Origin of the sequence: Aeromonas molluscorum (genome assembly GCF_051376105.1) — a bacterium.
GTDB classification, from domain to species: Bacteria; Pseudomonadota; Gammaproteobacteria; order Enterobacterales; family Aeromonadaceae; genus Aeromonas; species Aeromonas molluscorum.
The window spans coordinates 1845544-1864737 of record NZ_JBPQCY010000001.1 but is presented as its reverse complement, the minus strand read 5'-3'; the positions used below and the strand labels follow the sequence as shown (position 1 = coordinate 1864737).

The window sequence follows — 19194 nt, the reverse complement described above, 5'->3', positions numbered from 1 at the left end:
TCTGTTGCGCAGGACGAGCACCATGGATTTGATCACCAGTCTCAACTTCTCACTCTCCATCACTGGCCCCATTTGCGTGGTGCTGATCCTTGGGATAGTGCTCAAGCGCTTCGGCCTCTTGCCGGACAGCTTCGTTGAGTCCGCCTCCCGTCTGGTGTTCCAAGTCACCCTGCCTGCCCTGCTGTTCCTCAGTATGGTGCGCACCGACTTTTCAACCATGCCAAGCCCCTGGCTCATCCTCTACGGTTTGCTCGGTACCTTGGCCGGTTTCCTGGTGCTGGAAGTATTGGCCTCCCGCTTCATTCCCGAGCAACGTCAGCGCGGCATCTTCGTACAGGGCAGCTTTCGCGGCAACATGGGTATCATGGGGCTGGCCTATGTGCAGAACGCCTACGGCCCACAGGGGATAGGCGCCGCTGCCCTGCTGGTGGGCTCGGTGACAGTGCTCTACAACATCCTGGCGGTGATCACCCTCACCCGCAGTCTGGGGGGAGGGAAAGGGATCAAGCCCATCTTGAGGGGGATAGTCAGAAACCCCCTCATCATCGCCATACTGGCTGCCTTGCCGTTCGGCCTGCTTGGCATAGAGCTCCCGCAGCTGGTGATCACCACGGGCAGCTATTTTGCCAACATGACACTGCCGCTGGCCCTGCTTTGTACCGGCGCCAGCCTCAACCTCAATGCCCTGCGCGGCGGCGCCATGCTGACCGGCTGGGCCACCGTCAACCGTCTGTTCTGTATTCCCGTGCTGTTGGTGCTGGGGGCCTGGGCGCTAGGCTTCAGCACCCAGGCCCTCGGCATCCTCTTCCTGATCAGCTCCACCCCGACCGCAGCCGCCAGCTACGTGATGACCCGCGCCATGGGGGGCGACAGCGCCTTGGCGGCCAACATCATCGCGACCACCACCCTGGGTTCGCTGGTCACCACCAGCTTGGGGGCGGCCCTGATGAACTATCTGGGGTTGATGGGATAGCCAAACACTCGGCGTACTGTTGTCAGCATCGCCACCCCCCCGACTCGCTGCTGAGCACTAGCCTGAGTGTCGATGACCGGCGCCGGGTCTGTGGGTAAGCCGGGCAATGGAGGCTAATGCAGTGCTTGACCTTGCCCTGGCTGACAACGTTAGGCTGAAGAAACACCCACAAGAGGAGGCTCAACATGACTATCGAACTGACCCTATCCGGCATGTCCTGCGGTGGCTGCGCCGCCAGCTTGCAAAAAGCCCTGCTGGCCCAGCCGGCGGTGGCCTCAGCGAAGGTAGATTTCGCCAGCAAGCAAGCCGTCATCGAGAGCGAACTGAGCAAAGCGGAGCTGATCGCCCTGATTGAGGCACAAGGATTTGGTGCGAGTTAAATTATCTAAATAGAGGTATTAAACAGGTTAAAATTCTGTATCCAGCTGTTTTTTGGTGAGAGCCATCACAAACGACGGCAACAGAAAGCGCAAACTTGCTGCACTTTTTTCATCCAGAAGGATTTGCAGCATGACCCTCCCTCTTCGCAAGACCCTGCTCGCCGCCGTCGTTGGCCTGACGCTATCCCCCCTGGCTATGGCCTTGCCCCATATAGAAATCCTGGCGACCGGTGGCACCATAGCCGGTGCCGGGCAGTCCGCCACTCAATCCAACTATGAAGCGGGCAAGGTGGCCATCGAGACCCTGATCGCTGCAGTTCCCGAGATGCAGAAGGTGGCCGAGGTGCAGGGGGAGCAGGTGGTCAAGATAGGCTCCCAGGACATGAACGACGAGGTATGGCTCACGCTCGCCAAGCGGGTCAACGAGCTGCTGGCCAAGGATGAGGTGGATGGGATCGTCATCACCCACGGCACCGACACCATGGAAGAGACCGCCTATTTCCTCAATCTGACCGTCAAGAGCGACAAGCCGGTGGTGCTGGTAGGCGCCATGCGCCCCTCCACCGCCATGAGTGCCGACGGCCCGCTCAACCTCTACAACGCCGTGGTCACCGCCTCCGATCCCAGCTCCAAGGGGCGTGGCGTCATGGTCGCCATGAACGATACCGTGCTGGACGCCCGCGACGTCACCAAGACCAACACCACCGGGGTGCAAACCTTCGCCGCCCCCAACTTCGGCCCGCTAGGCTACATCCACAACGGCAAGATCGATTACCAGCGCAGCCCGGCCCGTCTGCATACCAGCAAGACCCCGTTCGACGTGAGCAAGCTCGACAAGTTGCCGCAGGTAGGCATCGTCTACGGCTATGCCAACGCCACCGACCTGCCCGCCAAGGCCATGGTGGATGCCAGGTTCGACGGCATCGTCAGCGCCGGGGTGGGCAACGGCAACCTCTATCACAGCCTGTTCGACACCCTGGCCAAGGCGAGCAAGGACGGCATCCGGGTGGTGCGCTCCGCCCGCGTGCCGACCGGCGCCACCACCCTGGATGCCGAGATCGATGACGCCAAGTACGGCTTTGTGGCCGCCGGCACCCTGAACCCGCAGAAGGCGCGCATCCTCTTGATGCTCTCCCTGACCCAGAGCAAGGATCCGGCCCAGATCCAGCGCTGGTTCCAGCAGTTCTGATCCCGGGGCTCAACCCGCTAACATACACCCATGAAAAAAGGGCAGGATCGGATCCTGCCCTTTCTTATGGCGTCATCTCCACATAGAGCACGCCTTCAGCTCACCATCAGCCATCCGCAGAACCCCAGGTACACCAACCCCACCCAGGCCAGTCTGCCCGCCGCCATCCGCTCCCGGCTGAAGCCCCACCACAGCAGTACCACCGCCAGCAGGGTCACCAGGGAGGAGACCATCATGGTGCTGTCCAGCAACCAGGGGGTAAATATCAGGCAGAATGCCTTGGGGATGGTGCCCTGGATCATCATGGCACCGGAGATGTTGGCCAGCGCCAGCCGATGCTTGCCCTGCTTCACCCAGATCAGCACGTTCATCAGCTCGGGCATCTCGGTCGCCACCGGGCTCAGCAGCAGGGCCGCCAGCACGGGGGAGAGGCCGAACAGCTCGCCCATGCTCTCCAGCTGATGGACGAACAGCTGCGCCGCCAGCGCCACCACCACCAGGGCTCCCAGGGTCTGCAGCAACACCTTGCCAAGCGCTGGGATCCCGGCCTCTGGATCCAGCTTGAGGGGCTCTGGCAAGTCGGCTGCCTGGCTGTCGGTCTGTCTCAGTTCGCGGCGCACATAGAGCAGATACATCAGCACGAACAGCGGGGCCAGCCAGGCCTTGCCGGTGAAGGCCACCATGCCGAGGGCCACCGCCACCAGGAAGATAGCGACAAACCAGGCCTGATCCCGGCCTATCTTGCGCTGCACCTCGCCAGCGATGACCCTTTGTTCAGGGCTCCTGTAGAGCCACAGGGTCATGCCGACGGCGGCGTAGCCTATGGTGGAGAGCACCAGCGGACCGCCGAGGGCGGCACCAATCCCTATCTGCTGCTGAACGGGGGCATCCTCCATCAGCAGGGCGGTCAGGGTGACTATGCATTCGGGCAAGGCAGTGCCGAGGGCCGCCAGCAGCGAGCCGGTGGCGCTCTGGGAGAACCTGAAGTGATGGCCGGTCCACTCGATACCGTTGACGAAATATTCGCAGGCAAGGTAGATGGTGATGGCAGAGAGCAAAAATAACAGCAGGGTGATCAACATGATAGGCAACCGCCAGGCGAGCAGGACAACCGATGGACCCGATACGGCTCGCCCGGCTGGCTTGCGTATCGAGGCCAAAGGTCTTGCAGAGCGATAGATGCTATCGCCGCCCATGCCATGGATCTGAAGATCCAAGAATGTTGACATGAGCCCTGCCCGGATCACGGGCGGGTTGCTACTCCCCAATGACAGTGCGGTCTTTTTACCAAGTTGGCCGCCGCCTCACAAGGCAACGTGATGATCATCCGCTGGATCAGTTGTAAGGGAATGTGACGCCACTTCGGCCAGCCATCCATGGTTTTCCGTCCGGATCCTTGATCTTTCCCCGTCATCTACGCCTTGGCACAGCCCTTGCTATGACCTGACTACTGTCCACAACGATTTGGCAAGGGTGAACGATGAAACGGTGGATCCAACATTTTTACCAACTGAACCGCCTCAACTGGCTCATGGTCTGGTTGCTACTCTGCTGCAGCATTATCTTGCTGTTTCCGACTTGGCTGATGAAAGGGGCCGTGAGTACCTGGGCCGAGCTGCACGCCGCCTGGCTCGGGGTCGGTATGCTGATCGCCATCTCCTACTTCTGCAGCCAGGGCATGCTGATCCTGTGGGAGTGGGCCTGCGGTGAATGGTTGTCCCGCAAGCAGAAAGATCAGCTTTCCCAGATGATCGCCTTCCTCGACTTCAACGAGAAGGCGGTACTGCGCGAGTTCGTGCTGCAGCGTAAAAGCGTCATAAACCTGCCGATCACCGAGCCCGCCGTCAAAAATCTGATAGACGCAGGCGTGCTCACCTACGCCTACGGCAAGCCGGTGCGGGAGAAGGATGACGAGAACCAGATCCGGGCGCTGATGATAGCCCTGCCTGCCCGCCCCCTGCTCACCTACAAGGTGCTGGGTCTCTCCCGTGGCAAGATGAGCGACGAACAGGTGGAGCAGATCATGAACGCCAGACCCAAGTTCGCCCAAAAAAGCCTGCAGCGCTGAGTCCTGCATGTTCACCCATAAAAAAGGCGCCATATCGGCGCCTTTTGCTATTTCCCCAGCGACGGCTGTCTATTGGGTTCGTGCCTTGAGGTAGCCTGCATAGTCCGGGATCTGCACACTGAACGCCTGGTGCATGTGGGGGCTGTCCATGATGAAGTCGGCGGTTGCCTCATTGGTCGCCATCGGAATGTTCCAGACGGCGGCCAGGCGCAGCAGCGCCTTGACGTCCGGATCATGGGGCACTGCGTTGAGAGGATCCCAGAAGAAGATGAGCACATCTATCTTGCCTTCGGCAATCAGGGCACCGAGTTGCTGATCGCCGCCCATGGGGCCGGAAAAGAGGCAAGTAATAGGCAACTGGGCCGACTTGCTGAGCAGGCTGCCCGTGGTGCCAGTCGCATAGAGGTGATGCAGCTTGAGCTCTTCCTTGCGACGGCCAACCCAGTTGAGCAGTGCCGTCTTCATATTGTCATGTGCCACCAGGGCGACCCGTTTATGGGGGGCCATTTCCCGTGCAATCTGTTCCATCTTGGTATCCGAGGGTGAGAAGTTGAGACGCTTATCCTAATCGAAAGCGTCGCCCCCTGCCTATCGGGGCGCCATAACTGTGATCCGGGTGAAGCATGGCCGGTGCGGACCATGAAAAACCCGCCTAAGCGGGTCTGGATATCGTCGATTGGCATGAAGCGCTCGGCTAGTCAGGATCCTTGATGAAGCTGAGATTGTTGGTAATTTTCGAGACCAATGCGGCCGATGAGGTCTATTTGAGTTTCCAGCCAGTCCACATGCTCCTCTTCATCTTCGAGGATATCCTGGAACAGATCCCGACTGACATAGTCGTGCGTGGATTCGGCATAGCCGATAGCAGCCTTCAAGTCCGGGATGGCATCCATCTCCAGAGAGAGATCGCAGCGCAGCATCTCTTCGACTGTCTCGCCGATACGCAGCTTGCCCAGCTCCTGCAAGTTGGGCAGGCCCTCCAGAAACAAGACGCGCTTGATCAGTTCGTCCGCATGCTTCATCTCGTCGATGGATTCGTGATACTCCTTGTGCCCCAAGGCCTTGAGGCCCCAGTCATCATAGATACGGGCATGCAGGAAATATTGGTTGATGGCAACCAGCTCGTTGGCTAGCACCTTGTTCAAATGCGCGATAATTTTGGCATCACCTTTCATCGTCAATTCTCCTTGCTGGATCCATCAAGCTTAGACTAGGAAGATGACAACAACAGGACAAGCGGGCAGATACCCGCTGAGGAAGGGGGCGGCGAGGCCAGGGAAACTCAGGCTACCTGGTAGTAGCTGGGGACCTTGTCGAGTTCGGCCTTGATGATCGCTTTCGCCATGGGCAAGCACTTGCCGCACTGGCTGGCCAGACCCAGCTCTTTCCTGAGTTGACGAAGATCTTTACCTGCCTGTACCGCCTGACGTATCTGGGTATCGGTAATGCCACGGCACAAACAAACGTACATATTTACACCTCACCTTGGAATAAACTGAAATCTAAATGAGAGTGGTTTGCAGTGCAAATAACAATTGGGAATAAGCCGGGCCACTTGCCACTCCTCAGCCCCTTGAGGACAATGTCCCATCACTTTGGAGGTTCCATGTTCAAGACCCTGTTCAAGTCACTGTTTGGTGGCGCAGCGCCCGCCGCACCTGAGGTTACCCCGACTGAATATGCCGGCTATCTCATCTATCCAGAACCCATGGCCGAAGGGGGGCAATATCGACTGGCGGGGCGTATTACCAAGGAAGTGGCTGGCGAGCTGTGCACTCACCGATTTATTCGCTCCGATCTGTTCGCCAGCCCGGCCGATGCCGAACGCTTCATGGTGCAAAAGGCCCAGACCTTCATCAATCAGACCGGGGAGCAGATGTTCGGCCCCAGACCGGGTCAGGACGCATGATCGCATTGCGCCAGGCCCTGCGCAGGGCTGGGGAGCGGCGTCTGGTCTGGTTGGAGGGCGCTGAAACCGAGACGCTGGCTGCCGCCCAGACATGGTTGTCCGGCGATATCTTCTGGCTCGGCGAGGGGCCGCCGCAATATGCCCCCCTGCCTGCGGCCAAGGCGCTGCAACGGCTCGGTCAGGAGTGCGATACCCTGGTGTTCAATAGTTTCAGCGGCTTTCACCCCGATGCGTTCGGCGCCCTGGCAGGTACCCTTCGCGCAGGGGGCTTGCTGATCCTGCTCACCCCGCCACGGGCTGAGTGGCCCGGTTTCGCGGATCCAGACAGGCTACGCCTGGTCGCCACACCGGACGACCTGCCACGTGCGGGTCAGGGCTTTATTGCCCGGCTGGCGCGCCTGCTGCATCAAGATCCCGCCCTGGATCTCGCGCTGCCGACACTCTCTTCCCCTTGGCATCCCATCCAGACTGATCGCCCCATGACGGCGGGTCAGACTCACGCCATCACGGCCATTCGTCAGGTGCTGCATGGCCACCGGCGACGGCCGTTGGTGATCAGTGCCGATCGTGGGCGAGGCAAGAGTTCGGCTTTAGGATTGGCTGCTGCGGTCTTGTTACGCGAGCAGCCAGGACTGCGCATTGCCGTTACGGCGCCTGCCAAGGCGACTGTCTCCAGCCTGTTCGAACATGGGAGGCTCGCCCTGGGCGAGGCGTCAGACAGGATAGCGTTCTATTCCCCCCAGCAGCTGGTGCAAGAAGAGATAGCCTGCGATCTGCTGTTGGTCGACGAGGCCGCCGCCATTCCAACGCCGCTGCTCGAGATCATGCTGGCGCGCCATAGTCGCATCGCTTTTGCCACCACAGAGCATGGCTATGAGGGGACGGGGCGTGGTTTTCACCTGCGCTTCAAGGCCCATCTTGACCAGCGGGCTCCCGGCTGGCAGGAGCTGCATCTGGACGAACCTGTGCGCTGGCGCGCCGGTTGCCCGCTGGAGGCCCTGGTGTTTCGCCTGCTGGGGCTGGATGCCGAGGTCAGGACGCCACCCCCTGTGCTTGCCCCGGTGCGGCGCCAGATAACCCAGCAGGCATTGGCCAGCGACGAGGCTCTGCTCAATCAGGTATTCGGGCTGCTGGTGCTGGCTCACTACCAGACTACGCCCAGCGATCTGCGCATCTTGCTGGAGAGCCCGGACCTCGACATTCATCTGTTGGAGCAAGATAGCAGTCTGCTCGCAGTGGCACTGGTGGCGCGGGAGGGCCATATCCCGGCCGAGCTTGCCGAGGATATCTGGGCAGGGCGGCGGCGGCCCCGCGGCCATCTGTTGCCGCAGTCCCTGCTGGCCCATGGCGGCTTGCGGGAGGCAGGGGAGCGCAGCTATGGCCGGGTGCTGCGCATCGCCGTGCATCCCGAGCTGCACAGACGCGGGCTCGGCAGTTTGCTGCTTGACCAGTTAGTGACCCATTACCGGGACTCCGGGGTCGATTACCTCGGCGCCGCCTTCTCTGCCACGGCGGATCTGCTGCCTTTTTGGCGCCGGGCGGGCCTGCAGGCATTGCGCATCGGCCTGCAGAGAGATGCGGCCAGTGGCAGCCATGCCGCCCTGTTGCTGCGTGCCCTGCGCCCCGAGCGGGAGGCCGAACTTGCCCGTTGGCACGAGCGCTTTTGCCGCCAACTGCCGACGCTGCTGGCCGGTGAGCTGCGGGAGCTGGATCCCGAGCTGGTTTGGCAGTGCGTGGCCCCCGTTGAGGGGAAGGAGGGTGAGAAAGAGGAACCGACGGACAGATGGTCAGGGTGGGAGGCGTTTGATGAGGATGAGCTGACTTGTTTTGCCCATCACCACAAACCGTTCGAGCTGTGCCAACCCAGCCTGCAGCGCTGGCTGGCGGCCAACATGAACCGCCTGGATGGATTGAAACCTGCGGAGCGAGCCTTGCTCATCGCCAGCATTTGGCAATACGCACCTTGGGAGCTGCTGGCTCGTCGCCAGAGCCTCAGTGGCAAGCCTGAACTCATCAAAGCACTGCGTGGCTTGCTGGCGCGGCTGTTGTAGTACCCAGCCCGCCGGGATACAAATCCTGCCTCCAGAGACAAACAAGGCGCCCTGAGGCGCCTTGTTTGTATCAACGGTGACTCAGCGCGAGCTGGCCGCCGGGATGACCGGAACCCGACTGACAAACTTGCCCATGTAGGCGAAGGAGATGGTCGCAAGGATGCATATGAAGCTCAGCCACATGTATGGCAGGTAATCCAGCGTCGCTACCCCGAGCACCCCGGCCATGAAGATGCCGTTGTCACTCCAGGGCACCATGCCGCAGGTAAGGGTACCGCCGAACTCTGCATTGCGGGAGAGGTTCTTGCGCGCCAGTCCCAGCCGGTCATAGTTCTTGGCCATGATCTTGGGGGTCAGGATCAGTGATACATACATGGCAGAGCCAAAGACGTTGGCCAGAAAGGCGGTACCCAGGGTGTGAGTCGTCAGGCTGCCGACACTGTTGATGCGCTTCTCGAAGGCTCCTGCGATCACTTCGAGCAGACCGACCTTCTCCAACAGACCGCCAAACCCTAAGCCGAAGATGATGACGGCCACCGAGCCGAGCATGGATTCCATACCGCCGCGGCCCAGAATGTTGTCGATGAAACCGACCCCCGAGGTGATGGCGAACGGGCTGTAGGCCGAGTGCATCGCCTTGACCGGATCCATATCCTGAAAGACGATGGCCCAGATAAGACCCAGCAGGGCGCCAAAGCTGATCACCGGGAAGGCGGGCTTGCGGTTCGCCAGCAGGCCCAGCACCAGGATCACCGGCACCACGGCCAGGGGCGTGATATTGAACTGCTTGTCGAGGGCTTCCATCACCAGGTTGACCTGCTCCAGGCTGACATTGCCCGAGTACTGCATGCCGACCACAGTAAACAAGGCCGCCGTGATGACATAGGAGAGCAGGCTGATGGGCAACATGCCCTTGATGTGTTCTACCACGTCGACGTTGGACATGGTCGAGGCCAGTACCACAGAGTCGGAGAGGGGAGAGAGCTTGTCGCCGAAATAGACGCCGGAGAGTACGGCACCGGCCACCAGTGGGGCAGGCACCCCCAGACTGTGGCCAATGCCCATCATTGCAATACCGGCGGTGGCGGCCGATCCCCAGGAGGTACCGGTTGCCAGCGAGGTGAGTGAACAAATTATCAGGGTCGCCAGCAGGAAGATGGAGGGGTGTATTACCTTGAGGCCGAAGTAGATGATGCTGGGCACTATACCTCCCGCGATCCAGGTTCCGACCAGGGCGCCGACGGAAACCAGTATCAAGATGGCCCCCATCCCCTTGGCTACGCCATCGACGGCGGCCTGTTCCAGGGATTTGTAGTCATGGCCGAGCTTGATGCCGAGCCCCATGATGACGAACCAGGCGATAAACAGGGCCAGCTGGATCGGCAGATCGAGCAGGCTGGTAAACGAGAAGGCCAATGCCAGAAAGATGGCCAGGCAGGCCAGCACCTGAAACATGCTTGGCAGACGGGGATGTTGTTGGTTTTGCATAGATACTTCCTAAACTCTTGCTCGCCAAGGTGGGTGCCTCTCATCCTGTGAACTTGTCATGTCCCGAGGCGCCCACCCAAAATGAGGCGGCAATCTACCACAGAGTCCCCTCTTAAAATTCAAACTTACCGGGCATTTTTGAATTTTTGGTTGATGAATTTACACAAAATTTGATTTTGTACCGGTTTTTGTAGGTTGGTAAGCCCAGTGGACTGCTGCGATCCGAGGGAAGGAAAAGATAGTCATTGCACTGGGGTGTATATCAAATGATAATTATTACTATTCATTGTGCATGGAGATGGCGATGAGCTGGATATACAGGGGCGCCCTTTTTCTGGCACTGGTATTAGTGGGGATATGGGGTCATGACAAGCAATACGGGCTCTGGAGCCTGGGGTTTGTACTGGCCGCCTGGATCTTGCTTGAGCCCAGACTCAGGCCTGTGCTCATTCTGCTGCCAGTGGCGGGTATGACGGGAGTGGCTGCCTTGTTGTGGCAGCACCCCTGGTACTAGCTGCAGGTCAGTCGCGGCTGGCTGAGCTCTGCACTCGTACCAGAGCGTGGGCCAAGGAGAGTCGGACCTCCTGTTCCATGGCGTCACGTTTCTCCTGGCTGAGAAAATAGATCATATCCACGTCATGGCGTATGTAGTGGGCGGGGAGTTGATTGAGGGCGAGGCAGCACAGGTCGGCAAGCTCGTCTTCACTCAGGCGCCTGGCCAGATCTTGCTGGACGATGGCCTTGTTGACCAACTGCTCGTAGAAATTGTGGATCTCGGTGCTGAGTTTCATGGGCCCGTCTCCTTGGTGGTGTCAGGGCAAGGATAGCTAGTCGAAACCAAATACAAAAGGCCCGTGATTTTCATCACGGGCCTTTTGTCGAATAGATGGTGCGAAGAGAGGGACTCGAACCCTCACATCCGTGGGACACTAACACCTGAAGCTAGCGCGTCTACCAATTCCGCCACCTTCGCACACTGTTTTTCCCAACCTGTTTTACATGGAGTTGGCCATGCACTGTCTGTTTTTACATGTCAGAATCATGGTGCGAAGAGAGGGACTCGAACCCTCACACCCGAAGGGCACTAACACCTGAAGCTAGCGCGTCTACCAATTCCGCCACCTTCGCACATTGTGTTACCAGTTTTGATTTACATGCTGTCTGGAGAAGCATGGTGCGAAGAGAGGGACTCGAACCCTCACATCCGTGGGACACTAACACCTGAAGCTAGCGCGTCTACCAATTCCGCCACCTTCGCACATTGGGTCATCAATCTTGTTTTACATGCCATTGATGAAGCATGCTGCAGTATGGTGCGAAGAGAGGGACTCGAACCCTCACATCCGTGGGACACTAACACCTGAAGCTAGCGCGTCTACCAATTCCGCCACCTTCGCATCACTGCGGACGGGGATTCTATAGAGTTTTGGGGGAGCGTCAACAGCCGCAATGGACTTTTTTCGCCCTTGGCAGAGAAAACCCAGCCAAGGGGACAAAACTTCAGCAATTGTCGGATGACACCGGCTTAGCGAGCGAGGGCATCCCGATACATTTGCACATACTGCTCGACCGAATCTGGCCAGTCGAAGCGGGTTTGCATGGCACGGCGCTGTATCAGTGCGAAACGGTCGGGATCTTGCAGAAAATAGAGCAGGCTGCGACGCATGGCATCGAGCAGACCATGAGCGGTGGGATCCATAAAGCAGAAACCGGTAGCCTCATCATCGCCCTGGTCCCAGTCCACAACTGTGTCCTTGAGGCCGCCGACTGCCCGCACCAGAGGCAGTGTGCCATAGGCCAGGCTGTACATCTGGTTAAGGCCGCAGGGTTCAAACAGGGACGGCATCAGGAAGATATCGGCGCCCGCCTCTACCAGGTGGGCCAGCCTGTCGTCGTAGGTATTGATAAAGGCAAATCTGTCTGGATGTCGCTGGGCGATGGCCTGAAGCTGCGCAGCCAGAGAGGGATCCCCTGAACCGACGATCACGACTTGCACCCGGTGGCGCAGGAAGTCCTCAAGGGCGGGGATAAGCAGGTGAACGCCTTTTTGCTCCGTCAGTCGGCACACCATGCCGTAGATGGGGTCGCTCACCACCGGCAGACCGGCATCTTGTTGCAACTGGGCACGACAGCGAGCCTTGCCGCTCAGATCCTGAGCATCATAGTTGGCCGGCAGGTGGGGGTCTGTGGCCGGATCCCAATCCTGATAATCGCAGCCGTTGAGGATGCCGCACAGATCCGCTGCACGCTGCTGGAAGGCCGATGCCATGCCATGAGCGCCCAGATGGGTCAGCAGTTCGTTGGCATAGTTGGGACTGACCGCATTGATCTTGTCGGCGTAGAGCACACCACACTTGAGCAGGTTGATGTGGCCATAGTCATAGGCCCCCCGCTGTTCGTAATGACTTATCTCGGGCACGGCTGCAAATTGCACCCGATCGAATACCCCCTGGAAGGCGGCGTTGTGGATGCTGATGACGCTGCGGGTCTGGGCGAAGAAGGGGTTGCTGGCGTGTCTGGTCTTTAGCAACAGCGGCAGCAGGCCTGTGTGCCAGTCGTTGCAGTGGACTATGTCCGGGGCGAAGCCGAGCTGCTCTGTGGCATGGAGGGCGGCGGCGGCCAGAAAGGCGAACCGTTCACCATTGTCACCATAGGCCTGGTTATGTTCGGCGTAGAGTTCAGCCCGCTCGAAGTAGCGGGGACAATCGATGAGATAGACGGGGAAGCCGTCCAGCTCGAGTTGATGCAGACGATAACCAATGTCTTCCTGTCCGGCCGGGGTAGGCAGCCAGCGCGAGGCCAGCAACCTGGCTTCGTCACGGCGCTTGAGCCCCTTGTAGAAGGGCAATATGATGCGCACATCATGGCCCTGCTGGGCCAGATAGCGCGGTAGCGCACGTGCCACATCGGCCAGGCCGCCGGTCTTGACCAGCCCCTCGACCTCTGAGGCCACGAACAGAATTTTTAATGGGTTAATAGCCAACTCTCGCTCCCCTGGGTATCACGACAATACCCCCTTCAGATACGGTGAACCTTTCCCTGTCATGGGTCAGATTCTCACCGATCACGGTGCCGGGCGCAATTTCAACATTCTTGTCTATGATGGCGCGTCGAATTGAGCACCCCTCGCCTATCTTCACATCCCCAAGTAGCACGGACTCGCTGATGTGGCTGCAGGGGCCAATGTTGCAGCGAAAACCCAGGATGGAGCGCTGGATCTGGCTGCCCTGAATGAAGCACCCCCCGGAAATCAAGGAGTTGGCAATCTTGACCTTGCACTGCTCGGTATCGACGAAGGTGGCGGGCGGCAACGGTGGATAGTGGGTATGCAATGGCCACTTGCGATTGTAGAGGGAGAAGGGGGGATTGTCGGCAACCAGATCCATGTGGGTTTGCCAGTAGCCATCCAGAGTCCCGACATCGCGCCAATAGACATTCGGGCCCTCCCCCGGGATCACGTTGGTGCTGTAGTCATAGACATAGACGGGAGCACGGGGAAAAAGGTGAGGGATGATGTCTTTGCCAAAATCATGGCTGGAATGTTCATCGTCCCCATCCCGCTTGAGCTCACGATAGAGCGCTTCGGTCTCGAAGATGTAGTTACCCATGGAGACCAGAGCCTGGCTGGGATCTCCTGGTATGTGCTTGGGATGCTTGGGCTTTTCCTCAAAGCCTATCATGCGCCCCTCGTCGTCCACCTCGATCACCCCGAAGGCACTCGCCTCTTCAATCGGCATGCGCAGCGCAGCCACCGTCAGGGCCGCCGCTTTCTGCTTGTGGAAACTGACCATCTGGCTCACGTCCATCTTGTAGATATGATCCGAGCCAAAGATGCAGACATGTTCAGGGTCGGAGATCTCGATGAAGCGCAGGTTCTGGTAGATGGCATCGGCGGTACCGTCATACCAGCGCTTGCCCATCCGCATCTGGGCCGGGATGGGATCGATGAAGCGATCCGTGATGCCGACAATGTTCCAGCCCTTCTTCATGTGCAGATAGAGGGACTGGGACTTGAACTGGGTCAACACATAGATCCGCAGGAAGTCGGCGTTGACGAAGTTGTTGAGCACAAAGTCGATGAGCCGATAGCTGCCACCAAAGGGAACTGATGGTTTGCTGCGAGTGGTGGTCAGCGGTTGCAGACGGGTGCCTTCACCGCCCGCCAGTATCATAGTGAGTATGCCTGCCATGGTCTTTTTCTCTCCAGTGCTGCTGTGAAAAGGCTTTCAGGGTATCGCAAAAAAATACCCCCAAAGGGGGTTGTTAAACGTTTGCGGATACCATAACAGATTCCAAGCGAGACTCTAAACAAGATTTATGACAGTCGTTACAGGCTGCTGCGATAGACCCTGAACTTGGTATCGGCTGCGCGGATCTCGGTCCGCGTGAAGCTGGCTTCCAGTATAGGTTGATAACGGAGGAAGAGATTGGCCACTATGGTCAGAGTGCCATGATGGGCCAGATGGCGAGGCGCCTCTGCCAGGAAGGTCTCGGTGGCGGCGTAATGAGTCTTGAGTCCGGCGTGAAACGGCGGATTGGACACTATCCGATCGAAGCGGCCGGGCAGCGCCGAGTAGACGTCCGAGGCCAATACCTGTGCCGTGAGACCGTTGGCAGCCAACGTGCGGCGGCTCGATTCCAGAGCAAGGGCATTGATATCGACCATGGTGATGTCGAGATTGGGATTACGTTTGGCCAGTACTGAGCCGATGACGCCTGCGCCACAGCCAAAGTCGAGCAGCGTGCCGTTCATGGCCGGCAGATTGGCGAGCAGCATCTTGCTGCCGAGATCCAGCTCGCTGGCGCTGAACACACCGGGCAGTGCCTGTATGGTCAGCTGGGTGTCGCCTATCTGGCACTGGTACTGGCTGAACCACTCTTCGAGGGAGAAGGGGGCAACCGGTTCGCAGAGTTCGCCATGATAGAGGGAGCAGCGCCGTGCAGAGTCACGTTTGACCGGCTTGCCTGCATAGGGGGCGATCAGCTTGTCGGCACCATTGATGCCGCCATTGTTGTCACCGGCGAGGAAGATATCCGCCCCGGCGTGCAACAGAGGAGTCACCATGGCGAGCAGGAAACGAGCCTCGGCCTTGGCCTTGGGCAGCAGCAGCAGCAGGGCATCGAAGCGGGCCTCGCCCCCCAGCTCATGACCGAAATGGATACGCTCGCCGAGCGCCTCCTGCTGAGTCAGGAAATAGCTGTAATCCGTGGTAAAGACCATCAGTTCACGGGCGATCCCGGCCAGCTCACGGGGATAATCATCTTCCAGTGCACCGCACACCAGCAGGCTCTTGCCCTCGAACAGGGCTTGATTACGTTCCAGCATCTGGCTGACGGCACTCAGGGGATGACTCATGACACTCTCCGGGGGTTTTTGGCCCGCTAGTATACATGGCTGCTTTCGCCTTGACATTTATGCCGTGTTCCAGAAAGATGCCCGAACACTAATTTTTCCTCGGGGATGGCGTGATGCGGTTCAACGCGTTGAAACGAAAGCATAAAAAGAACCCAAAACTTGGGTTTGCTGGCGTGCGCGCGTAACCCTCTCACCGCCCTGAGATGTTTCAAACCCCGCTGCGCACTCCGTAGCGGGGTTTTTTGTTGATGTCGAGAGTCGACGGAGAAGGAGATTCCATGTTTCAAGGTTCGATCGTTGCGCTGATCACCCCCTTTCGTGATGGCCAACTGGATGAGGCGGCACTGCTGCGCCTGGTAGACTGGCACCTGGAGCAGGGTACTCACGGCATAGTGCCGGTGGGCACCACGGGGGAGAGTCCGACCCTGAGCCACGATGAGCACTGTCGGGTGGTCGAGCTGGTGGTCAAGCAGGTCGCTGGCCGGGTGCCGGTGATCGCCGGTGCCGGTTCCAACAACCCGGTGGAGGCCATCGAGTACACCCGTTTCGCCGAGCAGGCGGGAGCGGATGGCACCTTGCATGTGGCCGGTTACTACAACCGTCCGAATCAGGAAGGGCTCTACCATCACTTCAAGGCGGTCCACGATGCAACGACCAAGCCCATCATCGTCTATAACATTCCGCCCCGTGCCATCGTCGATGTGCAGCCAGCCACCCTGGCCCGGCTTGCCGAGTTGCCACGTATCGTCGGGGTCAAGGATGCCACTGGCGATCTGTCCCGCCCCCTGACTGAACGTCAGCTCATCAAGAAGCCGTTCGCCTGGCTCTCGGGTGAAGACGCTACCGCCGTGGCCTACAACATAGGCGGTGGTCAGGGTTGTATCTCGGTGACTGCCAATGTGGCCCCCAAGCTCTTGGCGCAGGTGCAGAACCTGACCTTGGCAGGTGACTGGCAGGCAGCTCGCGCGCTGCAGGACAGGTTGATCCCGCTGCACCAGGCCATGTTTGCCGAGCCTAGCCCGGCGGGGGCCAAGTATGCGGCCTCCCTGCTCGGCCTGTGCACCGAAGAGTGTCGCTTGCCCGTGATGCCGCTCGCCGAGGCAACCAAGCAGCGGATCCGCGATGCCATGCTGGCACTGGACCTGCTCTAACGGCGAAAAAATGGGCTCTGGATCGACCTTTTAATCGTTAATCGAGTCACTATGAATCCCGCTCTATATACTGCACGGGTTCAGTTGAGGATGATTGACATGCTGGAATGGGATCCGGAGCACTTCACCAGTTTTGAGCACCTTTGTGAGGTGACGCTGGCGACTATCAGGGAGAAGACGGAAGCCGATCAGATCTATCTGTGGTTGAATCGACCGCAACCGGAGCTGTTTGCCTTCCACCCCGAACGGGGACTGGTGACCCTGGATCCCCATCAGGCCAGCATGCTGGGGCTACCCCTGCCTTTCATCGAGCAGGCCCTTGCCAAGGGCCAACTGCTCATCGAACTCAAGAGTGATCCCGCTGGCTGGTGTGAGGCGGTAGAAGCTCCGCCTGCCCAGCTCAGAGCCTGTTTTCCACTCAAGCGCCAACAGGGGCTTGAGGGCTGCGTCTATCTCGAAACCCATCGTCGCCTGGACAGGCTCACCCCCCGCCAGAAGCAGATCATACAGCTGCTGATGCACTATTTAGCCGCCGAGCTGGAGAGCCGCATGCTGAGCAATCTGGTCAGCCGGGAGCGGGATGAGCGGCTGACGACTGAGGCATCCCTGGTTCAGAGCGAGGCACTCCAGCAATCTTTCCTGGATCTGTTGCAATCCCTGCATCAGGTCGGGGTGCAACTTTCAAGTTGTCGCACTGAATCGAATCTGCTGCACGATGCCGTGCTGCTGGCCCGGAGCCTGCTGCAATTCGACAGGGTTGCCGTCTTCCTGATCGATCCGGACTTCACCATCATGCAGGGCAGTTGGGGCACCAACGAAGCGGGAGAGATCACCGACGAGCGCCATTTCGTCAGCCCGATCCCGGAACACCCTGTGGTGCAGGAGGCATTGCGCCGCAAGGATTATGTGCTGGTGCTGGAAGATGCGCCCCTCTATTACGAGCAGCAGGAGGTGGGTCGCGGCTGGAACGCCATGGTCTCCTTGTGGGATGGGGATACCCCCATCGGCTGGATTGCCGCCGACAACCTGCTGCAACGCAAGCCCATCAAGACCTACCATGGGGAAATCTTCAAGCAGTTCGCCGCCATGCTCTCCCAGATGCTGATCCGCCAGCGCAATCATGCCGCCCTCGAGCAATTCAACCGGGATCTGGAGGTGCGGGTCGCGGCACGGACTCGCCAGCTGGCCGAGACCAATGAAGCGCTGGAGTCGGTGAACCGGGCGCTGGCTCAGGCCAACGAGCAGTTGGCGCTGCTCTCCATGGAAGACCCGCTCACCGGCATCGCCAACCGCCGGCAATGGGATCTGACTCTGGCCCGGGAGTGGGAGATGGCGCGTCGCCAGCATCGGCGGCTGGCCGTGCTCATGATAGATGTCGACGAGTTCAAGGCGTATAACGACCACTTTGGCCACGGCAAGGGGGACCTCTGCCTGCGCCAGGTGGCCCAGTTGCTGCAAGAGTGTGAGCGACGCCGTACCAATCTGGTCGCGCGCTACGGTGGTGAGGAGTTTGTGATCTTGCTCTGTAATCCCCAGCCCGGGGAGGCGGAGTTCCTCTGTCAGCGCATTCATCAGCAGTTGGCCAAACTCGCCATTCACCATCCCGCGTCCAGGGTGAAATCACAGCTTACGGTGAGCATCGGATTTAGCTACTGGGCCCCGGATCAGGGCGTGCAGTGGGAGCAGCTTATCGAGAGAGCGGATCAGGCGCTCTATCGTGCCAAGTCAGCTGGCCGTGCCTGCAGTCGGATCTTTGAACCGCAGTCGTTGCCCACGGAGCAAATTTCAACCGTCTAGGCCATGGCCTCCCGTCCGCGTGCTGTTAGAATGGCTCTCTTTTTCCGATGCAGAGCTGCCCATGATCCTCTCCCGTTTTCAAGGCCTGGTCTTCGACCTGGACGGTACCCTGGTTGACTCCATGCCGCTGCACCTTGCGGCCTGGGAGCATGCTTCCCGCGAGTTTGGTTTCAAGTTCGATGGAGACTGGTTTTATGAACTGGGCGGCATGCCGAGTCGCAAAATCGCCCTGCTGGTGGCCGAGCAGCAACAGATAGTCCTGGATCCTCTGGAGGTGACTCGCTGCAAGACGGCCCACTATGTGGCCAATCTGCACAAGGCGACCGTCTTCCCCGCCATGCTCGAGCTGGTGCAGGCCCATTATGGTCATCTGCCCATGGGGGTGGGGACGGGCTCGCCCCGCATCAATGCCGACGCCGTGTTGCGCAATACCGGCCTGGAGCGCTACTTTCCCGTGGTCGTGACCGCAGACGACGTCACCCAGCACAAGCCGCACCCTGATACTTTTCTGCTGGTTGCCGAGCGACTGGGTGTCGAACCTCGTGGCTGCCTGGTGTTCGAGGATACCGGTATCGGCCTGGCTGCCGGGCAGGCTGCCGGCATGCGGACGTGTCTGGTCAAGGGCGGTGTGCCGACTTTGCTGGCGGACTGATCCTCATCCGGCAGTTGATGGATTGTTTGCGACCATGAAGCTGCATGGGCGCTGAAGATCGCCACCCAGGGCATCAGGCGGGCAATCAATAGGTGTGGGCTCTGGCGGCATTCCGGCCAGCGGCTCGGGTAGTTTGGTGCCCAAAACATAACGAATTGGCTCCGCTTCGTTGATGGCGAT

19 protein-coding genes, 4 tRNA genes and 1 riboswitch are annotated in these 19194 nt (G+C 59.4%); of the genes, 10 read left to right on the top strand and 13 right to left on the bottom strand.

Annotated features, from left to right (window positions below; translation table 11 throughout):
• Positions 1 to 22: 22 nt before the first annotated feature.
• The 3 genes from ACSMDR_RS09165 (at position 23) to ansB (ending at position 2542) form a co-directional block, all read left to right on the top strand.
• A complete protein-coding gene (locus ACSMDR_RS09165) occupies positions 23 to 973 on the top strand; it encodes an AEC family transporter (RefSeq protein ID WP_436467989.1) in 951 nt (316 codons plus the stop codon).
• 185 nt (positions 974 to 1158) lie between these two features.
• A complete protein-coding gene (locus ACSMDR_RS09160) occupies positions 1159 to 1353 on the top strand; it encodes a heavy-metal-associated domain-containing protein (RefSeq protein ID WP_436467988.1) in 195 nt (64 codons plus the stop codon).
• Positions 1354 to 1483: 130 nt separating this feature from the next.
• Positions 1484 to 2542: an L-asparaginase 2 gene (ansB, locus tag ACSMDR_RS09155; protein WP_436467987.1), complete on the top strand. Its 1059-nt coding sequence runs from the start codon at positions 1484 to 1486 to the stop codon at positions 2540 to 2542.
• A gap of 95 nt (positions 2543 to 2637) precedes the next feature.
• On the opposite strand, the gene ACSMDR_RS09150 is transcribed toward ansB, so the two are convergent.
• The gene (locus ACSMDR_RS09150; protein WP_436467986.1) at positions 2638 to 3624 is read right to left on the bottom strand and encodes a sodium:calcium antiporter; all 987 of its coding nucleotides are present in this window, start codon (positions 3622 to 3624) and stop codon (positions 2638 to 2640) included.
• 88 nt (positions 3625 to 3712) lie between these two features.
• Positions 3713 to 3820: riboswitch (yybP-ykoY riboswitch) on the bottom strand.
• A 202-nt stretch (positions 3821 to 4022) separates the two neighbouring features.
• Here ACSMDR_RS09150 and ACSMDR_RS09145 point away from each other — a divergent pair.
• Positions 4023 to 4610 carry a superinfection exclusion B family protein gene (locus tag ACSMDR_RS09145; RefSeq protein ID WP_005895000.1) on the top strand — a complete coding sequence of 196 codons (588 nt, stop codon included), beginning with the start codon at positions 4023 to 4025 and terminating at the stop codon, positions 4608 to 4610.
• Positions 4611 to 4679: 69 nt separating this feature from the next.
• Here ACSMDR_RS09145 and ACSMDR_RS09140 read toward each other — a convergent pair whose 3' ends face one another.
• The 3 genes from ACSMDR_RS09140 to ACSMDR_RS09130 all read right to left on the bottom strand — a co-directional run bounded on the left by ACSMDR_RS09140 (position 4680) and on the right by ACSMDR_RS09130 (position 6081).
• Positions 4680 to 5138 (bottom strand): methylglyoxal synthase, encoded by a 459-nt coding sequence (locus ACSMDR_RS09140; RefSeq protein ID WP_005895003.1) that lies wholly within the window; start codon positions 5136 to 5138, stop codon positions 4680 to 4682.
• A gap of 170 nt (positions 5139 to 5308) precedes the next feature.
• On the bottom strand, positions 5309 to 5785 hold the full coding sequence (gene bfr, locus ACSMDR_RS09135; protein WP_005895007.1) for a bacterioferritin: 477 nt from the start codon (positions 5783 to 5785) through the stop codon (positions 5309 to 5311).
• Between the two features lie 107 nt (positions 5786 to 5892).
• Positions 5893 to 6081 (bottom strand): bacterioferritin-associated ferredoxin, encoded by a 189-nt coding sequence (locus ACSMDR_RS09130; protein ID WP_005895010.1) that lies wholly within the window; start codon positions 6079 to 6081, stop codon positions 5893 to 5895.
• 135 nt (positions 6082 to 6216) lie between these two features.
• Between ACSMDR_RS09130 and ACSMDR_RS09125 the strand changes: the two genes are divergently transcribed.
• Positions 6217 to 6519 carry an HlyU family transcriptional regulator gene (locus ACSMDR_RS09125; RefSeq protein WP_040318932.1) on the top strand — a complete coding sequence of 101 codons (303 nt, stop codon included), beginning with the start codon at positions 6217 to 6219 and terminating at the stop codon, positions 6517 to 6519.
• Entirely contained in the window at positions 6516 to 8570 is a 2055-nt protein-coding gene (locus tag ACSMDR_RS09120; protein WP_436467985.1) for a tRNA(Met) cytidine acetyltransferase TmcA, read from the top strand. The genes ACSMDR_RS09125 and ACSMDR_RS09120 overlap by 4 nt, the downstream gene beginning before the upstream one ends.
• Before the next feature lie 81 nt (positions 8571 to 8651).
• Here the strand turns inward: ACSMDR_RS09120 and nhaC are convergent, their stop codons facing one another.
• Positions 8652 to 10058: a Na+/H+ antiporter NhaC gene (gene nhaC, locus ACSMDR_RS09115; RefSeq protein WP_436467984.1), complete on the bottom strand. Its 1407-nt coding sequence runs from the start codon at positions 10056 to 10058 to the stop codon at positions 8652 to 8654.
• Between the two features lie 304 nt (positions 10059 to 10362).
• Here nhaC and ACSMDR_RS09110 point away from each other — a divergent pair, with 304 nt between their 5' ends.
• Entirely contained in the window at positions 10363 to 10572 is a 210-nt protein-coding gene (locus ACSMDR_RS09110) for a hypothetical protein (protein ID WP_436467983.1), read from the top strand.
• A gap of 7 nt (positions 10573 to 10579) precedes the next feature.
• Here the strand turns inward: ACSMDR_RS09110 and ACSMDR_RS09105 are convergent, their stop codons facing one another.
• From ACSMDR_RS09105 to rsmC, 8 genes are all read right to left on the bottom strand, one after another.
• The gene (locus ACSMDR_RS09105) at positions 10580 to 10849 is read right to left on the bottom strand and encodes a late competence development ComFB family protein (RefSeq protein WP_436467982.1); all 270 of its coding nucleotides are present in this window, start codon (positions 10847 to 10849) and stop codon (positions 10580 to 10582) included.
• A 96-nt stretch (positions 10850 to 10945) separates the two neighbouring features.
• A tRNA-Leu gene (locus tag ACSMDR_RS09100) sits at positions 10946 to 11031 on the bottom strand.
• Positions 11032 to 11100: 69 nt separating this feature from the next.
• Positions 11101 to 11186, bottom strand: a tRNA-Leu gene (locus ACSMDR_RS09095).
• Between the two features lie 44 nt (positions 11187 to 11230).
• A tRNA-Leu gene (locus ACSMDR_RS09090) sits at positions 11231 to 11316 on the bottom strand.
• Positions 11317 to 11369: 53 nt separating this feature from the next.
• A tRNA-Leu gene (locus ACSMDR_RS09085) sits at positions 11370 to 11455 on the bottom strand.
• Positions 11456 to 11583: 128 nt separating this feature from the next.
• Positions 11584 to 13041 (bottom strand): glycogen synthase GlgA, encoded by a 1458-nt coding sequence (glgA, locus tag ACSMDR_RS09080; RefSeq protein ID WP_436467981.1) that lies wholly within the window; start codon positions 13039 to 13041, stop codon positions 11584 to 11586.
• Positions 13031 to 14248 (bottom strand): glucose-1-phosphate adenylyltransferase, encoded by a 1218-nt coding sequence (gene glgC, locus ACSMDR_RS09075; protein ID WP_005895031.1) that lies wholly within the window; start codon positions 14246 to 14248, stop codon positions 13031 to 13033. Before glgC ends, glgA begins: the two co-directional genes overlap by 11 nt.
• Positions 14249 to 14385: 137 nt before the next feature.
• On the bottom strand, positions 14386 to 15414 hold the full coding sequence (rsmC, locus tag ACSMDR_RS09070; RefSeq protein ID WP_436467980.1) for a 16S rRNA (guanine(1207)-N(2))-methyltransferase RsmC: 1029 nt from the start codon (positions 15412 to 15414) through the stop codon (positions 14386 to 14388).
• Positions 15415 to 15692: 278 nt separating this feature from the next.
• Here rsmC and dapA point away from each other — a divergent pair, with 278 nt between their 5' ends.
• From dapA to ACSMDR_RS09055, 3 genes are all read left to right on the top strand, one after another.
• Entirely contained in the window at positions 15693 to 16565 is an 873-nt protein-coding gene (gene dapA / locus ACSMDR_RS09065; RefSeq protein WP_005895036.1) for a 4-hydroxy-tetrahydrodipicolinate synthase, read from the top strand.
• Between the two features lie 99 nt (positions 16566 to 16664).
• Positions 16665 to 18362: a GGDEF domain-containing protein gene (locus ACSMDR_RS09060; protein WP_436467979.1), complete on the top strand. Its 1698-nt coding sequence runs from the start codon at positions 16665 to 16667 to the stop codon at positions 18360 to 18362.
• A gap of 61 nt (positions 18363 to 18423) precedes the next feature.
• Positions 18424 to 19014, top strand: a complete 591-nt coding sequence (locus tag ACSMDR_RS09055) for an HAD family hydrolase (protein ID WP_005895042.1) — start codon at positions 18424 to 18426, stop codon at positions 19012 to 19014.
• The last annotated feature ends 180 nt before the right edge of the window (positions 19015 to 19194 follow it).

Bases quoted from the DNA above. Each gene is read 5' to 3' on its own strand.
- ACSMDR_RS09165 (WP_436467989.1), top strand. From the start codon at position 23: ATGGATTTGATCACCAGTCTCAACTTCTCACTCTCCATCACTGGCCCC.
- ACSMDR_RS09160 (WP_436467988.1), top strand. From the start codon at position 1,159: ATGACTATCGAACTGACCCTATCCGGCATGTCCTGCGGTGGCTGCGCC.
- ansB (WP_436467987.1), top strand. From the start codon at position 1,484: ATGACCCTCCCTCTTCGCAAGACCCTGCTCGCCGCCGTCGTTGGCCTG.
- ACSMDR_RS09150 (WP_436467986.1), bottom strand. From the start codon at position 3,624: ATGTTGATCACCCTGCTGTTATTTTTGCTCTCTGCCATCACCATCTAC.
- ACSMDR_RS09145 (WP_005895000.1), top strand. From the start codon at position 4,023: ATGAAACGGTGGATCCAACATTTTTACCAACTGAACCGCCTCAACTGG.
- ACSMDR_RS09140 (WP_005895003.1), bottom strand. From the start codon at position 5,138: ATGGAACAGATTGCACGGGAAATGGCCCCCCATAAACGGGTCGCCCTG.
- bfr (WP_005895007.1), bottom strand. From the start codon at position 5,785: ATGAAAGGTGATGCCAAAATTATCGCGCATTTGAACAAGGTGCTAGCC.
- ACSMDR_RS09130 (WP_005895010.1), bottom strand. From the start codon at position 6,081: ATGTACGTTTGTTTGTGCCGTGGCATTACCGATACCCAGATACGTCAG.
- ACSMDR_RS09125 (WP_040318932.1), top strand. From the start codon at position 6,217: ATGTTCAAGACCCTGTTCAAGTCACTGTTTGGTGGCGCAGCGCCCGCC.
- ACSMDR_RS09120 (WP_436467985.1), top strand. From the start codon at position 6,516: ATGATCGCATTGCGCCAGGCCCTGCGCAGGGCTGGGGAGCGGCGTCTG.
- nhaC (WP_436467984.1), bottom strand. From the start codon at position 10,058: ATGCAAAACCAACAACATCCCCGTCTGCCAAGCATGTTTCAGGTGCTG.
- ACSMDR_RS09110 (WP_436467983.1), top strand. From the start codon at position 10,363: ATGAGCTGGATATACAGGGGCGCCCTTTTTCTGGCACTGGTATTAGTG.
- ACSMDR_RS09105 (WP_436467982.1), bottom strand. From the start codon at position 10,849: ATGAAACTCAGCACCGAGATCCACAATTTCTACGAGCAGTTGGTCAAC.
- glgC (WP_005895031.1), bottom strand. From the start codon at position 14,248: ATGGCAGGCATACTCACTATGATACTGGCGGGCGGTGAAGGCACCCGT.
- rsmC (WP_436467980.1), bottom strand. From the start codon at position 15,414: ATGAGTCATCCCCTGAGTGCCGTCAGCCAGATGCTGGAACGTAATCAA.
- dapA (WP_005895036.1), top strand. From the start codon at position 15,693: ATGTTTCAAGGTTCGATCGTTGCGCTGATCACCCCCTTTCGTGATGGC.
- ACSMDR_RS09060 (WP_436467979.1), top strand. From the start codon at position 16,665: ATGCTGGAATGGGATCCGGAGCACTTCACCAGTTTTGAGCACCTTTGT.
- ACSMDR_RS09055 (WP_005895042.1), top strand. From the start codon at position 18,424: ATGATCCTCTCCCGTTTTCAAGGCCTGGTCTTCGACCTGGACGGTACC.